Below are 16,869 nucleotides of genomic sequence, written 5' to 3' on the forward strand. Positions count from 1 at the left end.
TAAAGGGAAAAGCAGCGGCAGCCTAACTTGGCTGCCGCTGCTGCTGTTTGGCTAGATTTATGGAATCGTTTATTTCATTTCGAATGCTGATTCACCTAAAAGCACCTGAATAAAATATCCTCGTATCACTTCTGCGTCTGCGTCTGCGGCTGGATTAGAAACTCATCCACTTGAGATCACCTATGATTTCTGGATTTAACGTCAAAATCAGTGCTCGACGGACTCGGGTTTGACCCTAACGGACCTAGAATCAGCTATTCACCAAGATGAGCTCCAAAATGGATTCTAACGGACATAAAATACGTTATGGAGGTGAATTGCGGCCTAATCACAACAATTGAAGCCAAATAAGGGCCTATAGGTCCGTTAGAATTGCAAAAGGGTGGAATCGAGGTGAATAAGGTCTCTGGTGTCCGCCTTATTCCTCTTGCAAGTAGCAATTGCTTCATAAATTAATAAACAGACAGATTAAACGACAAAAAAGTAACGTGATAAGTTAAGTGTATGGTACTTGAATCATAGATTTGAGACCATTTAAAATAATCTTTTCTACCAATTGACAGGGAATATGTTCCAAAGTATACTCTTCAATAAGTTTGGTGTTAGTTTACGTTACATTAATAGTAGATGGCTCATTAGCTTTGGGCCCGAAGCTGAATTCCCCTTCCTTCATCAATGCAAATAGTCTGCTCACGGATGTTATGCATGTTTTTGGAGTAAGGGGATTTTTATTGCCGTCTATGAACAAATGTGCATGTTTACTAGAACTTAATTTCATTTTGATATTGTGATTACATTTTTTAGTTAATCTAATTGTTGGGTAAACTATTTTATTCATTATTGGTTATGGAGAGGGGAAAATGTAGGATGCACAAATTAGTCATACGAATACAGAGAAAAGCTTGCATGCTGTTAGCGGCTCTTCTATTTGCTGGAGGCACGCTGGGCAGCTTAGGCGCGCCGGTTCAGGCATCGCCTGCGGGTGATAATATCGTTATTTCACAAGTGTATGGCGGTGGAGGGAACAGCGGAGCGACATTAAAAAATGATTTCATCGAATTGTACAATCCGACTGATGAAGATGTGAGCTTGTCTGGTTGGAAGGTGCGTTATACCAGCAGCAAGGGAACTTTCGAAGATAAAATTTCCACAGTTTTATCTGGCACCATCAAATCGAAAGGCTACTTTCTAATTCAGCAAGTTTCTAATGCTGATGTGGGGGCAAGCCTTCCATTACCAGATGCCGTGGGAACGTTGGCAATGGGTGGCTCCGAAGGTAAAGTGGAACTGCTTAAAGGTTCAGTGAGAATCGACTTAGTTGGTTACGGACCAGGGGCGAATGAATCTGAAGCACAGATGCCCACAGCTAGCTTATCCAGCTCGAAAGCTGCGATTCGAAAAGCAGCTGAGGGAGCACCATCTGATAGTCGCGGTAAAGATATAGACAATAACTTCGAAGATTTTGTCGTAGTTACACCTGATCCGCGCAACTCCTCTTACGTCGTTGTTGCAGACGGCGTTGAAGCTGTATCGGCAGATTTAAACGAAGGATCTGTACTTCCTGGTACGATCATTAAGCTCTCGACGCCAACGGTTGGCGCCAGCGTTTACTATAGCGTCTACGGAGCAGAAGAGCCGCAAGTCGCTCCAGAGGACTTTACATGGTATCAACCGAATGTAACAGAAATCAAGATCAATGCGCCTACAACGGTTCATGCTTATGCAAAAAAAGAAGGATTTCCAAATAGTGCTTTGCGTGAATATTCTTATACGATTTCGAGTCTAGTGACAATCGCACAAGCACGCACGGCTGCTCTTGGTACAAGCGTAACGCTTAGCGGTGTTGTAACGCATCGAGCGGATTCAGGCGCTTTTGTAAATCTTTTCGTTCAGGATCAAAATAGCGGCATAATTGTTAGAGTTCCAAACAGTGTCTCCGCACAGCCGGGAGACATGATTGAGGCTTACGGCAAGCTGACTGAATTTTCGGGATTGCTTCAATTGGAGGCTACTGTAGAAAATACGAAGGTGACGGGTTCTGTTCCTGTTCCAGAGCCGATTATCGTAGATTCAACAAGCTTTGGCAAAACGACTGAAAATCGGAATAAATCCGAGGGTCGTCTCGTACAGGTGAATAACATAACCATTGAAAGTGTTGCCAGCGGCGTTGTTACAGCTGAGGATGCTGTGAATGGTGGCAAAGTGATTATTTATTCGTCGGATGCTTCATTTGTGGCTGGAAAAACCTTTGAGCTGGTTACTGGCGTCATGACTTTTCATTCCAGTGTAGGTTTGGAATTACTGCCGCGCAATACGCTCGACATTGTTGAGAAGCGGTTGGCTGTTCAAGCGAGCATTCCATCAGGCGGTATTAACGCAGGAGGTTCGGTTTCATTAAGTACACTTGCTGCGGGCGGTGTTATCCATTACACGACTGACGGATCTATTCCGACAGCATCGGCTGGAACACAATATACTAAAGCTATTGTCGTAAATGCAGATATGGTCATTAAAGCAGTTGTCACAGCTGGTGGAGTGACAAGCGATGTATCGACGTTTACGTATAAAGTGTTAGAGAATACGGACGGTATTGCCATCCATACAATTCAAGGTGAAACGCATAAATCGCTCTATAATAATGTACAGGTTTCAAATGTAAAGGGCATTATTACTTCCGTAAGCACGGATTCCTTCTTCATGCAGGCAACTGATGATCAACAGGACAACAATCCGAATACTTCTGAAGCCATTCAGGTTTACAAGAAGGCACATGGCTCAGCAGTTAAGGATGAAGTAACGGTGTCAGGCACTGTACAGGAATTTGGGAACAGTCCATCTTTGACTGTAACTCAAATCAATGCAACAACAATTAATAAAGTATCGAGCAACAATCAGCTTCCTAAGGCAACATTGCTGGGAACAGGCGGCCGGATTATTCCAAACTTGATCGATTCGGATAGCTTTAGCAAGTTCAACCCAGAGATCGATGCCATTGACTTCTTCGAGAGTTTGGAGAGTATGCTCGTTGAAGTGAAAAACCCAACGATTACAGGACCTTACGCCAATACGGTAACTCCAATTACCTTTGATAACGGTGCTAACAATCCAGTAAAAACCGCTGTGGGCGGAATTGTACTTCAAGGAAATGGTTTATCGGCTATTGATAGCAGCTTGAATCCACAGAAGCTGTATGTAGGCGGCTCAAAGCCAACTAGTGAAGAGATTAAAACAGGCGATGCTTTTAACGGCAATATCATTGGCGTTATTCAATACGCAGGCGATCTATTTAAACTCATGCCGACAGAAGCTTTGCCAGCAATTGTACGCAGTGCAAATGTTCAGAAGGTAACGACTATTGAACCGAAGGCAGACAAGCTGACTATTGCAACATTTAATGTTGAAAACTTCAGCGCAGCACAAACAGCAAAAGCTGCGAAAATCGCTTCGATTATCGTGACGAATATGAAGCAGCCGGATATTATCGGTTTAATGGAAGTGCAAGACAACGATGGAGAGAAGGATACAGATAATACGGATGCTTCCCAAAGCTTCCAAACGTTGATTGATGCGATTAAAGCAAAAGGTGGACCTACGTATGCTTATGCCGACATCGCTCCTGAGAAAAATAAAGATGGCGGCGCTCCTGGAGGTAATATCCGTGTCGGTTTCTTGTACAATCCTGATCGGGTAACTCTTGCGGAAGGAACGAAAGGCGACTTCAATACGTCGATTAAGGTAGATGAAATGGGCGGCTTGACGCAAAATCCTGGTCGCATTGGCTCTGATGATGCTTCGACATTTGCGTCATCTCGTAAACCGCTTGTAGCAGAATTTATGTTCCAAGGAAAACGTGTTGTTGCGATTGCGAACCATCTGAATTCGAAGGGTGGAGACGGTAAGCCTTGGGGTGAAGTTCAGCCGGTAGTTCGCAGCAGCGAGGTGCAGCGCGCGAAGCAAGCCGAAGCCGTTAACAGCTTCGTGAAGGAACTGACAACAAAAGACACTGAAGCAAGCGTAGTTGTGCTGGGCGATTTTAACGACTTCCAATTCTCCGGCACGCTGAACAAGATTAAAGGCAATGAATTGACGAACCTTGTAGATACGCTGCCGGTTTCAGAGCGTTACTCGTATATCTATGACGGTAACTCGCAAACGCTTGATCACATTCTTGTTGATAAAGCAAATGGGACAAATGCACAAATCGACGTGGTTCATGTCAATGCTGATTTCTCAACAGAACAGGGCAGAGTAAGCGATCATGATCCGCTTCTCGCGCAATTGGATTTATCTGTGAACGATAAGGAATTAGATATGACGATTTTGCATACGAATGATACGCATGCGAATTTGGATACGACCAACGCACCAAACAATGTTCTACGCCGTGTAACGGCGATTAAGGAAACGAAAAAAAGTTCGAAAAATCCGATTCTGGTCGACGCAGGAGATGTGTTCTCAGGCACGCTGTATTTTAATAAATACTTGGGACAAGCGGACCTTGAATTTATGAATCTGGTTATATATGATGCGATGACTTTTGGTAATCATGAATTTGACAAAAATTCAAATGTGCTTGCTGATTTTATTAACAAAGCAGAGTTTCCATTTGTATCGTCAAACGTGAATTTCTCGAAAGATGATGTTTTAAATAAATTATTCAATAATGAAATCGGATATGGTGGTAATAGTGCGTCCATTTATCCAGCACTTGTCAAAGTGATAGATGGTACAAGGGTTGGGTTGATTGGACTCACAACGGAAGATACCGCGAATATCGCTTCACCGGGTGATGTAACATTCGACAATGCTGTTGTAAAGGCCAAAGAGACTGTTGCCACGTTGCAAGCAAAAGGCATTAACAAAATTATTGTCCTATCACACATTGGCTATGAAGCGGATTTGGAGCTAGCTAAAGCAGTGCAAGGTATCGATATTATAGTTGGCGGTCATAGCCATACACAATTGGATACAGCGGTTGTGGACAATACGGATGCGAACGCACCAAAGCTCATTGTACAAACAGGTGAAAAAGGACAGTTCCTAGGTAAATTGGAAGTCAGCTTTAACAAAGCAGGCGTTTTGACTAATTGGAACGGTAAACTGATATCTATCGATGGGAAGACGGGTACAGCCTTTAACTTTGCTGAGGACGCCGAGGCAAAAATAATCTTTGAAACGAAATACAAGCCGGGCGTTCTAGAGATGTCACAGACGGTAGTCGGCAATACGAACGTTGAGTTAAACGGGCTTCGTGCTGATGTGCGCTCGAAAGAAACAAACCTTGGCAATTTGATCGCTGACGGTATGTTGGCAGCGGCGAAAGCAGCAGGGACAAATGCTGTGATTGCTTTGCAAAATGGTGGGGGTATCCGTGCATCGATTAGTGCGGGAGCAATCAACCAAGGAGGAGTACTGGGCGTACTACCATTCAATAATGATTTGGTTACGATCACTTTAACGGGACAAGAAATCAAGGACGCAATGGAAAACGGCGTGTCTACGATTACAACGACTAAGGACGGTCGCTTCCCGCATATCGCTGGAATGCGTTTCGACTATGACTCGACTAAACCAGTGAACGAGCGAGTAGTACGCATTCAAGTGAAAGACGGAAATAGCTACGTTCCGATTGATTTGAAAGCAAAATATGAAGTTGCGACAAATGCTTTTACGGCCAAAGGCGGAGATTTCTATACTTCACTTGAGAAGGCCTATAAGGAAGGTCGCGTAAACTTATTGTATTTGCCGGATTATGAAGTGTTTACGAACTACATTCAGCAGATTGGAACAATTACGGCGGCAACATCTGCTGTTGAGGGTCGGATTGTAGATGTTAGCGTGGTAACACCAACGCCGACACCAACAACACCGCCGGTAACGACGCCAACACCAACGCCGACACCAACGACACCACCGGTAACACCGACGCCGACACCAGAAGGTCCTGCAATTAAATTTAGTGATGTAGGAAGCCATTGGGCGGCAGAGGCTATTGCAGAGGCAGTGGAAATCGGTTTTGTTAACGGGTATGGAGACGGTACGTTCCGTCCTGGAAACACGGCTACAAGAGCACAGTTTGTTACGATGGTAGGCAGAGCGCTGAAGCTTGAATCGTCGACGAGCAATCTGGACTTTGCAGATGCGGGTCAAGTTCCTGCATGGGCACGCTCCTTCTTTGCACAGCTTATCGAGGATAAGATCATAGCGGGTTACGAGGATAATACGCTTAGACCATCAAGTGAATTAACAAGAACGGAAATGACCGTTATTCTCGTTAGGGCACTTGGCATTAAGATTGATCCGAATGCGAAGCCAACGTTCGCTGATGTAAGTGACATACCGGTATGGGCACGTCCTTATATCGCGGCGGCTCAAACAGAAGGACTAGTTGAAGGAATGGGTGGCAATCGATTTGCTCCTAAGAAAAATGCAACAAGAGCAGATGTGGTTACACTGATCTTGGCGGCACTAGAGTATGAGGGAAAACAAGGGATTTAATGAAGTAAAGGCGTCCCATTCCACTTGCAATGAGTGGGGTGGGACGTTTTTTTGCTGAGATTTGTTGTTTTCATCTAAAGAAGGCGACACTTCATTTGTAACCTATGTTAAATTAGAGGGAGTAGATACCGTTTGTGTTTCTAGACATAAATAGAAAGAGTGAAACTTGGATGGCTGATGATCGAATGGACGATAAGCTCAGTAAAATGATTGATGTAGCAAGATTATATTATGAACTAGATTATAATCAGGAGGAAATCGCACAGAAACTGGGTGTATCGCGCCCCACGATATCAAGGTTTCTACAGCAGGCGAAGGATGAGGGTTACGTTCAAATTAAAATCGTGCACCCTAATGAAAACAATTTTGTTCTAGCAAACCGTCTAGAAGCAAAGTTTGGTCTGAAAAAAGCAGTTATCGTTTCTGTGCCGCAGTACGAGGACAGCATCGTGAAAAGGTATATTGGCGAAGCAGCAGCGAACTATTTATATGATACGGTAAAAGATGGCGACATCATTGCGACGACTTGGGGAACGACGCTCTTTCAAATGGCTTCTCAGTTGAAGGATAAGCCGGTTCGAGATGTTAAGGTCGTGCAGCTTAACGGCGGGGTCAGCCACTCGGAGACCAATACATACGCCTATGAAATTGTTCATTTATTCGGCAAGGCTTTTCATACGATACCCTACTTTATTCCGCTGCCGGCGCTTGTTGACCACGAGGTAGTGAAACGAACGATTGAATCGGACCGCCATATTCGAAATATTTTGGAGCTGGGAAAGCTGTCTAATATCGCCGTTGTAACTGTAGGTGCTCCAACAGATGACTCCGTATTAATTAGAGCGAACTATTTTACAGATGCAGATCTAGACATCATTCGCGAGAAGGCAGCAGGCGATATATGCTCACGCTATATTGATATCGCAGGTGATATTTGTTCAACAGAGATGAATCAGCGCACGATCGGCATTAGTCTCGATGAGCTGAAGCGCAAGGATCAGTCGATTCTTGTGGCAGGCGGTGCGAAGAAGGTGGACGGCATTTATGGCGCGCTGCGCGGCGGCTACACCAATGTGCTCATAACTGACCAGTTTACAGCAAGGTATTTATTGGAACGGAATGTGTAGATCAGCTTATGGAACAAACGAGGGGATCTTAGCTGCCAGACAGCAAATAAGATCCCCGCGTTCTACTTCCCGTATATCTTAATGAAGCGCAAATCGCTCAGCCGAGTCAACCGTATGCTTCAGAAGCGTGGCAATCGTGACAGGGCCTACGCCTGCAGGTACGGGGGTGATGGCGCTGGCTTTTGCTAAACAAGCCTCGTAATCAACGTCCCCAATATTCCCTTCATTGTACCCTGCATCAAGCACGACAGCGCCACCCTGGATCCATTCTCCTTGAATAAAGTTTGGCTTGCCGACTGCAGCAACGACGATATCGGCATGGCGCAGCATATCCGCTAAATTTTCTGTTTTGGAATGACAGGTTGTAACGGTTGCATTGCGATTCAGCAGCATCTGCGAAACAGGCTTGCCTAGAATAGGGCTCCGTCCAACTACGACAGCATGTTTGCCTTCAACCTTGATGTCATAATAATCAAGAATAGCCATAATAGCAGCAGGGGTACACGATGGATACTGAGCGTAACCAAATGCATTTTGGGCGAAAGATAGCGCAGTTACACCATCTACATCCTTATGAATACTAATCGCTTCAAATGCCGCACGCTCATCAATCTGATGCGGTACGGGGTGCTGCAAGAGGATACCGTGAATAAGAGGGTCTTCGTTAAGCTGCAAAATAACGTCAATCAAATCGTCCGTTGAAATGCTTTTGTTCAAATGAATACGTTTGGAATCGATGCCTAGCTTCTTGCATGCATTGCCTTTCATTCGAACATACGTTTCAGAGGCAGGGTCATCTCCCACCAATATCGTCGCTAAACATGGGATGATCCCCCGTTTGACTAACGTTTCAACTCTTGCCTTCAACTGCTCTTTAATCGCATTCGCCACAATTGCTCCGTCCAAAATCAGTTTCTCCGTCATCTTCTACCTCAGCCCCTTATGAATAGATGTCAAAAAACATAAAAAGGCAAGGGGTATGTCCCCTTACCTTTGCCCAGGCGTACGGCTAATGATCTGCGCGCTCCCTCATGGTTGCCCATGTTCCGCCAGTCACGCACAGCTTTTTAATGGTATGTTGATTTTAACAGTTGGATGGTGCAAAAGCGAGCGGATTTTAATCTTCGTTATTTTATGGGTATATAGGTGTGGAAACGCAGGTGATGAATGCTATAATTGCTTTAACAAGAGGGAGCGAGCCGCGCTGCCCTCTTAATTTGCAATTTACGCAAAATGATGGGAGATTGAGGTGGTAAGTTGTTAAAGCTCACTAGATTTTTGAAAAAATATTGGCTGTCCGCTTTGCTGGCGCCGCTGTTTATGCTGCTAGAGGTGTTCATGGACTTGCTGCAGCCGCGATTCATGGCCAGCATTGTGAATGATGGCATTATTGCGGGTGATCTAACAGCTATCGCGAGTACCGCGCCCAAAATGCTGATCGCTGCGTTGATCGGACTAATTGCAGGTGTAGGCTGCACGGTGTTCTCAACGATAGCTTCGCAAAACTTTGGGGCTGATCTAAGGCAGGAGCTGTTTCAAAAAATACAGTCGCTGTCGCTGCGATCGCTTGACCGCTTTGGTTCGGGCTCCATTGTGACGAGACTGACGGGTGATGTTACACAAATTCAGAACTTAGTGTTGCTGCTGCTCCGAGTATTCGCACGCAGTTCATTCATTATTATTGGCAGCCTGATTATGGCCTTTGTAATCAGCCCGCGCCTGTCTATTATTTTGCTCGCAATGATACCTTTACTAGCTATATTCCTCATCATTACAACTCGGATTACCGTTCCTCTGTTTGCGATGATGCAGCAGCGGCTTGATCAAGTGAATACCGTTATGCAAGAAAATTTGTCCGGTATCCGTGTTGTTAAGGCCTTTGTTCGGTCGGATTACGAGGAAGAACGTTTTAATGAGACGAACTCAAATTTACTGCATGCTAGTCTTAAAGCGGCCAAGATCGTCGCACTTAATACGCCGCTTGTGTCGATCATTCTTAATTTCAGTATTGTAGCTGCATTATGGTACGGAGGAATGCTCTCTGAGTATGGCGCTCTGTCGGTGGGCAGTCTTGCAGCATTTTTAACTTATATTACACAGCTTCTATTCTCTACATTAGGGCTAGGAAATCAATTGATTGCGATTTCTCGGGCCAAGGCTTCCGCTGACCGCATCAACGAGATATTGGAGGTGCCAGCAGATAAATGGACAGCTGAAGGTAAAGCTAACGAGCAGTCAAAGCATATTCAAGCGGGTAGAATTACTTTTGACCATGTAAGTTTTAACTATGAAGGCGATTCAGAGAAGGCGGTGCTTCGCGACATTCATTTGGATATAGAGCCGGGTGAGACGATTGGGATCGTAGGGGTGAACGGCTCAGGGAAATCAACGCTGGTCAGCCTCATTCCAAGGTTCTATGAAGTCACTGAGGGGATGATTCGTATAGATTCCCATCCCATTAACGAGATTGCTGCAGTCGAGCTGCATAGCCAAATCGGCATGGTGCTTCAGCAAGCGCATTTGTTCAGTGGAACTATTCGAGACAATATCAGCTACGGCAAACCGGATGCGAGTCAGGATGAAATAGTGGCAGCAGCGAAAGCGGCTGAGGCACATGCGTTCATTATGAAGCTGGAGAATGGTTATGATACATTGCTTGGTCAGCGGGGGGTCAACCTGTCAGGCGGTCAAAAGCAGCGATTGTCTATTGCTCGGACTTTATTGCTTAAACCAAAAATTGTCATTCTCGATGACTGCACAAGCGCGGTCGATCTGAGAACGGATTTACTTATACGCAAATCGCTGCAAGAGATTATGAAGACCAGTACTTGTTTTATTATCGGGCAGCGAATTGCGTCCGTACAGCAGGCGAATCGGATTATCGTGCTTGAGGACGGTCAAGTGACAGCGATTGGCACGCATCAAGAGCTTCTAGAACAAAGCAAGCTATACCAGCAAATGGCCTTTTCCCAGCAAGGAGCTTGATAGATGAATCATACAATAGCGACATTAAAAAGAGTCGGAACTTATTTACTTCATGGTCGCGCTAGACTTATTGCAGTCATTGCACTAACGATAGCTGCAGCAGGACTTACGCTTGCAGGTCCTTATTTTTTAGGCAAAGCTTTGGATGATAATATTATTGCCAAACAATATGATGGACTGCTTTCTATTTGTTTGCTTATGCTTGGAATATACGCGGCTGGCAGCGTAGTCAGTTGGCTTCAAGCGATTTTCTTAGCTGAAGTGTCGCAGCGAACCGTATGGAGTCTTCGCAAGGAATTATTTAATCATTTGCAAAAGCTGCCCATCCCGTTTTTTGCGAGTAAAAATCACGGCGAGCTCATGAGCCGTACGACGAATGACATCGATAATGTTACCAATACGCTGAACCAAAGCTTGATTCAAATTAAATCGAGTATCATAATGCTCATAGGCTCGTTCGCGATGATGCTTTTCTTAAACGTGTGGCTCACGCTCGTTGCACTCATAATCATTCCGGTCATCGTTTTTGTTACGAAACGGATAGCGAAGATTACACAGCGCCAGTTCAAAGGTCAACAGCAGGAGCTGGGCGGGCTTAATGGATTTATTGAGGAGACGGTATCTGGGCAGAAGGTCGTGGCTCTGTTTCATCAAGAGGAGCGAATGGCTGAGCAATTCAGCGCTGCAAATGCCAAGCTGAAGAAAGTTGGAACAAAAGCTCAAATTTATTCGGGTACGATGGGCCCATTCATGAATATGTTTGGTCATATCAGCTATTTGATCATTGCAGGAGTTGGCGGCTGGCTGGCGATTCATGATCATGCGACTGTCGGCGTTATCATAAGCTTTCTTGGCTATTCAAAACAATTTAGTGGTCCATTAAATGAAGTTGCGAATCAATATAATATGATTCAGTCTGGTGTAGCAGGCGCGGAGCGGGTGTTCGAAATGATGGATATTCCGTCAGAGTATGAAGCAGCCGAGGCTGTGAAAGAGATGGAATCGATTGGCGGCAAGGTGGAGTTTCGTGATGTGAGGTTTGAATATAAGGACGGAACCGCAGCCCTTAATGACATCTCCTTTACTGCTAAGCCGGGAGAGACCGTTGCATTAGTTGGTCCAACAGGAGCGGGCAAGACGACGATTATTAATCTGATTGGACGTTTCTACGAGATCAAGGACGGCCAAATTTTAATTGATGACGAAGATATTCGCACCATAGACAAAAACAGTTTGCGTAAACAGCTTGGGATTGTGCTGCAGGACGCCCATTTGTTCTCGGGTACAATTCGCGAGAATATCCGCTACGGTAAGCTGGATGCTACAGACGAAGAGGTTGAGGAGGCAGCTGTTCAAGCGAATGCAAATAGCTTCATTGCAAAGCTGCCGCTGGGATACGAGACCGAACTGACGGCGGAAGGCGGGAACATCAGCCATGGGCAGCGCCAGCTTATCACAATTGCCCGGGCAATTCTTGGAGACCCTGCGCTGCTCATATTGGATGAAGCAACGAGCAGTGTAGATACGCTTGCTGAGCTCCAAATTCAAGAAGCGATGAAGAAGCTGCTAAGTGGAAGAACGAGTTTTGTTATTGCTCACCGTCTCAGCACTATACGGAATGCGGATACCATTTTGTTCATTAAGGATGGTGAAATCGCTGAGCGCGGTACACATGATGAATTGCTCGCTAAAAATGGATTGTACAATCAGCTGCATGGAAGCCAATTTTTACAGGAAGTATAGTTAGGCTCTCTCATAAAGTCGATATGAATGTGGTACAATGAGATGAGCGATACAATTAGGAGATGACAAACGATGAGTGAACAATTGAACGAGCAAGAACTTTTGCAGTATATAGCAAACGAAACAAACGCGGATGAGCAGTTGATTAAGCTGGTATTAAAGCATGAGCATGCTTTCATCAACAACGCGAAGGAAGATAAAAATGGCGAGGTAGATATTGACGGAGACGAGCTGGTAGATTACGTATTAAGCCGCCCTGACGTGAAGTCTAACGAGCTGATCGTGGAATCGATTTTGGATGCTGAAATGGATTACTTGATGGACAAAGGCCTAGCAGGTTACGTAGACTAGTCTGAGAGTTTTTAATAAGGACTGCTTCAAGCGCATGTTGGCTTAAGCAGTCCTTCTTCTGTTGAAATGCTTATTATATTTTTGTAAACACTGGATGGAAATGGTTGAGGTGTATACTCCCAATTAATACGGGAATACTCCAATGGATTCGAAACGTGATACCGATACTTCGTGTTTAATTCGTGTTGCACAAATGGTTATTACAGGGGAATAAGGACATGAGTATGCAGCATATGATCTAAACGAGGTACATGCATTTTTGAAAAAAATGCTTTTTTATGCTAAAGTTATAGGATGAAATCGGGAAAACGGAGGCTGGGCAGTTGGCAAAAACGCATAAGGGGTTATCATCTTTAGAAATTTTTAAGAGGTTTGTTTTTATTACGATTGGATCGATTTTAATGGGCGTTGCTTTGGAATTGTTTCTTGTTCCGAATAATGTTATCGATGGAGGCATTGCCGGTATATCGATTATGTTGGCGCATTTAACGTCACTTCCACTCGGCGTGTACTTGTTTGTAGTGAACGTACCTTTCCTTATTCTTGGTTATAAACAGATTGGGAAAACGTTTGCGATCTCGACCCTTTATGGCATTATCGTCATGTCGGTTACCACATCAATGCTTCATCATGTTGAAGCATTTACCGAAGAGAAGCTGTTAGCAGTTTTGTTCGGCGGTCTTATTTTGGGTGCAGGCGTTGGTCTTGCGATTCGGTTTGGCGGCTCGCTCGATGGCGTAGAAATTGTATCAATCCTGATTTCGAAAAAGATGCGTATGCCAGTCGGACAAATTATCATGATATTTAACGTTATCATTTTTGTAATTGCGGGTTTCGTGTTTGAATGGGATTCAGCCATGTACTCGATGTTTACATATTATATAGCGATTAAAATAATTGATATCGTTGTGGAAGGTCTCGATGAATCAAAATCGGTAACGATTATTTCTTCAGAGTATGAAGAGGTATCGCAAGCGATTATTGATCGATTGGGACGTACGACGACCTTGATTCAAGCACGCGGCGGCTATTCGAAGGATGAGACGCAAATGATCTATTGTGTCGTATCCCGCCTAGAACTAGCGAAGCTCAAAGCCATCGTGCAATCCATTGATGAGAATGCCTTTATTGCTATTGAGCATGTATCTGACGTCATGGGCGGCGGATTCAGCAAAGGCAGCATCCATTAATGATATAACCAAAAAAATCCGGCAGCGGCGTCAGTAGACGCTGTGCCGGTTTTTTTTTTGATTATAGGCTTGTCGTAACAGCAGGATCGCTTGAGGCTCTAGCGAGTCCCTTATCCTTCACGCAAAGAAGGAACAAAAGAGCGATAACCATTCCTCCTGATGAGAAATAGAAAAGTACCGAGTAACCAAGAAGATCAATCAAGCCGCCCATGAGCGGCGGTGATGCTATCGCAGCGAGTGAAGAAATCAAGTAATATATGCCTGTCCGTGTACCTATGCTTTGCTCTTTGCCAAGCGAAACAATGAAGGGATAGGAGTTGATGTTAATCATCGCCCAGCAGATACCGCCTAGAATAAGCAATGTACGAAGCGGCAGCAGCGCATCCGCGAATGAGATTGCTGCAAAAATCACGATGAGGCCAATAACACCTAGAGAGATGATGAGTTTTTTGCCAAAGCGGTTGCCGAGTAGTCCGCTTGGAATGGCGGCTGCTACAAAAGCCAGAGAAAAGAAAGCAAGCGAAAATGATGACTGGCCTTCCGTCAACTGTAAGTGCTTCGTACCATACAGTGTGAAAAAGGCTTCGACGCCTTGATAGGATAGAAACCAGAAGAAGATCGCTCCTAGCAGGAAGATCGTAGGACGGTTCCATTGTTCTTTGAACGATACTTTTATTTTCTCCTCAGCAGGCGAGTAAGAGATGGCGTCTCGTTTTTCTTTTATGTTATTCAACAAAATAACTAAACAGATTAAGGTCAATATGGATGCGGATAGAAAAGGGAGCGAGGAATGTTTCTCATATAGAAACGAGCCTCCCGCGAAGGCGATTATAGAGCCGATTCCGCCCATGAAGTTAATAACGCCATTTGCCTTTGTCCGCTTGTTGTCATGAGTGATGTCGGGCATAAGCGCGACGGTCGGGGATCGGTATAAGCTCATGGACAGGTTCATAAGTACCATGAACAATACGAGCGTGAGCAAGCTCGTATGCCAAGGGATGAGTGCTCCGAATAAGGCTGCAAGCGGCATGCCGATGAGCAAATAGGGCATTCTTTTGCCAAGACGTGTGTTTGTGCGATCGCTGCGGCTTCCGATCCATGGCTGCAAAAATAGAGCAAAGTAATTATCGATCGTCATCATGAATCCAATTAGCGCCGTACTCGTCAAAAACTTATCAAGGAAAAAAGGGACGAATGCGTTGTAAAGCGCCCATGTAATGCTGATGCTAAAAAAACCGAACCCGAGCAGCCATGTCTTTTTCATTCCGCTTGTGCTCCTCTCCTTAACAGCACCTCAGCCAAACGATCGGGATAATCAGTAATGATGCCGGCAACGCCTGCGTCAATAAGGCGCTCCATTTCTTCCGTTTCATTAACGGTAAATGGATGGTAAGCGATGCCATGAGCGGCGGCCGAAGCTGTCCACTCTGGTGTTACAGCGTATTTGACGGGATGCAGTGCATCTGCCTGAAGCGCAGCCGCATAATCCCAAGGACGATAAAGACCTTCCATGTACAAAACGCCGGTACGAATTTCGGGCGCGAGCTGTTTGCAGAGCAAGAGTGAATAATGATTGAAGCTGGATAGGATGATGCGATCAGACATATCGTAAGCTTTAACCATGTCGATGACTTTTTGCTCCATGCCGGGATATTGGACGATACCGTTTTTGAGTTCAATATTGAGAATGATATTTGTTTGGCGCAAAAGCTCCAGCAGCTGTTCCAAGAGTGGAATTCGCTCGGAATGAAAGGCTGGGTCGAACCAGCTGCCGGCGTCGAGTGACGCAAGCTCCTCGTACTCTATATCCTTTACAAGCCTGTTGAAGCCGGTCGTCCGTTTTAGTGATTCATCATGAATGATAACGATTCGGCCGTCCTTCGTCAGTTGAACATCAATTTCGATGCCTGTAGCACCTAGTTCTATTGCTTTCTTGAATGCAGCCAGCGTATTTTCCGGACAATAGCCGCTTGCTCCACGATGGGCGAAATTAATAATGGTTTTGATAACGATTCATCCTTTCTGCACGATATGGTCTCTTAGTAACTATATAGAAGTAATATTATGGCTGTGTCAAACAAAAAAAGATTGTGGGCTGTTGGATTGGAATGTATGTATATGAAACAATCCGGATTCAATGCCTGCATCCATAAATAGAACTAGCAGCACAAGCTCACCAATTGGAGATAAGGGATAAATTCACATTATTAAAAAGGATATTTACATACCCCTTAGGGGTATGATATATTAAGTTCATAAAGAGATACCCCATGGAGGTATGCGAAATGGATAAAGATACAATACTCGATGGGAGTCATGAGCATTCCCATCCACCGGATGACTGCTGTGATCCGAATGGTCCGCGGAAGAGTCATCATTCATCGCAGATGAAGGACAATTTAACAAAACGTCTGAATCGAATTGAAGGACAAATTAGAGGCATAAAGGCGATGATTGAGAAGGATACGTACTGTGATGACGTGCTCAATCAGATTGCTGCTGCACAATCCGCTCTAAACAGTGTGGGTAAGCTGCTCCTTGAGGGGCATATGAGAAGCTGTGTTATTGAACGTATTCAAGCAGGCGAGAGTGAAGTTATCGATGAATTGCTGATTACCGTTAACAAGTTAATGAAATAGATGGAGAGGGGATTTTAACTATGGCAAACGCAGTATTGAAGGTAGAGGGCATGACATGTGGACATTGTGTCAGTTCGGTTGAGAAGGCAGTTGCAAATGTAGGAGCAGTAGGCAAAGTTGATTTGGCAAATAAGAAAGTAACGGTCGATTTTGACGAATCGAAAGTAACGATTGAAGCTGTGAAAGCAGCAATCGAGGATCAAGGCTACGACATTGTATAAAATAAAATGATGGCAATGAATCAATGGCAAGTAAGGGGCTAAATGCAGCCCCTCTTTTTTTTGGTCTCTGATATCGTTATTGTTAATTATTGAATAAAAGAAAATTGCCCATTGA

The 16,869-nt window shown here is 44.6% G+C and carries 11 protein-coding genes and 1 riboswitch; of the genes, 8 read left to right on the top strand and 3 right to left on the bottom strand.

Annotated features, from left to right (window positions below):
- The first annotated feature begins 867 nt into the window (after positions 1-867).
- Positions 868-6,498, top strand: a complete 5,631-nt coding sequence (locus AC787_RS00915; RefSeq protein WP_054023068.1) for a 5'-nucleotidase C-terminal domain-containing protein — start codon at positions 868-870, stop codon at positions 6,496-6,498.
- A gap of 170 nt (positions 6,499-6,668) precedes the next feature.
- Complete coding sequence (locus AC787_RS00920; protein WP_235560870.1) at positions 6,669-7,625, top strand: sugar-binding transcriptional regulator; 957 nt, start codon at positions 6,669-6,671, stop codon at positions 7,623-7,625.
- 78 nt (positions 7,626-7,703) lie between these two features.
- Here AC787_RS00920 and AC787_RS00925 read toward each other — a convergent pair whose 3' ends face one another.
- Positions 7,704-8,549, bottom strand: coding sequence for a bifunctional 5,10-methylenetetrahydrofolate dehydrogenase/5,10-methenyltetrahydrofolate cyclohydrolase (locus tag AC787_RS00925; protein WP_054023069.1), 846 nt, complete (start codon positions 8,547-8,549; stop codon positions 7,704-7,706).
- Positions 8,550-8,613: 64 nt separating this feature from the next.
- A riboswitch (ZMP/ZTP riboswitch) is annotated at positions 8,614-8,692 on the bottom strand.
- 190 nt (positions 8,693-8,882) lie between these two features.
- On the opposite strand from AC787_RS00925, the gene AC787_RS00930 reads away from it, so the two are divergent.
- From AC787_RS00930 to AC787_RS00945, 4 genes are all read left to right on the top strand, one after another.
- Entirely contained in the window at positions 8,883-10,610 is a 1,728-nt protein-coding gene (locus AC787_RS00930) for an ABC transporter ATP-binding protein (RefSeq protein ID WP_054023070.1), read from the top strand.
- Positions 10,611-10,613: 3 nt separating this feature from the next.
- Positions 10,614-12,353 carry an ABC transporter ATP-binding protein gene (locus tag AC787_RS00935; protein WP_054023071.1) on the top strand — a complete coding sequence of 580 codons (1,740 nt, stop codon included), beginning with the start codon at positions 10,614-10,616 and terminating at the stop codon, positions 12,351-12,353.
- Positions 12,354-12,425: 72 nt separating this feature from the next.
- The gene (locus AC787_RS00940; RefSeq protein ID WP_054023072.1) at positions 12,426-12,704 is read left to right on the top strand and encodes a hypothetical protein; all 279 of its coding nucleotides are present in this window, start codon (positions 12,426-12,428) and stop codon (positions 12,702-12,704) included.
- 323 nt (positions 12,705-13,027) lie between these two features.
- Positions 13,028-13,894, top strand: coding sequence for a YitT family protein (locus AC787_RS00945; RefSeq protein WP_054023073.1), 867 nt, complete (start codon positions 13,028-13,030; stop codon positions 13,892-13,894).
- 61 nt (positions 13,895-13,955) lie between these two features.
- Here AC787_RS00945 and AC787_RS00950 read toward each other — a convergent pair whose 3' ends face one another.
- Entirely contained in the window at positions 13,956-15,158 is a 1,203-nt protein-coding gene (locus AC787_RS00950) for an SLC45 family MFS transporter (RefSeq protein WP_054023074.1), read from the bottom strand.
- Positions 15,155-15,901 (bottom strand): glycerophosphodiester phosphodiesterase, encoded by a 747-nt coding sequence (locus AC787_RS00955; RefSeq protein ID WP_054023075.1) that lies wholly within the window; start codon positions 15,899-15,901, stop codon positions 15,155-15,157. Before AC787_RS00955 ends, AC787_RS00950 begins: the two co-directional genes overlap by 4 nt.
- A gap of 278 nt (positions 15,902-16,179) precedes the next feature.
- Between AC787_RS00955 and AC787_RS00960 the strand changes: the two genes are divergently transcribed.
- Positions 16,180-16,533 (top strand): metal-sensitive transcriptional regulator, encoded by a 354-nt coding sequence (locus AC787_RS00960; RefSeq protein WP_054023076.1) that lies wholly within the window; start codon positions 16,180-16,182, stop codon positions 16,531-16,533.
- Between the two features lie 20 nt (positions 16,534-16,553).
- The gene (locus tag AC787_RS00965; protein ID WP_054023077.1) at positions 16,554-16,754 is read left to right on the top strand and encodes a copper ion binding protein; all 201 of its coding nucleotides are present in this window, start codon (positions 16,554-16,556) and stop codon (positions 16,752-16,754) included.
- The last annotated feature ends 115 nt before the right edge of the window (positions 16,755-16,869 follow it).

The organism is Bacillus sp. FJAT-28004 (assembly GCF_001280845.1).
In the GTDB taxonomy this organism is placed as follows: domain Bacteria; phylum Bacillota; class Bacilli; order Paenibacillales; family Paenibacillaceae; genus Pristimantibacillus.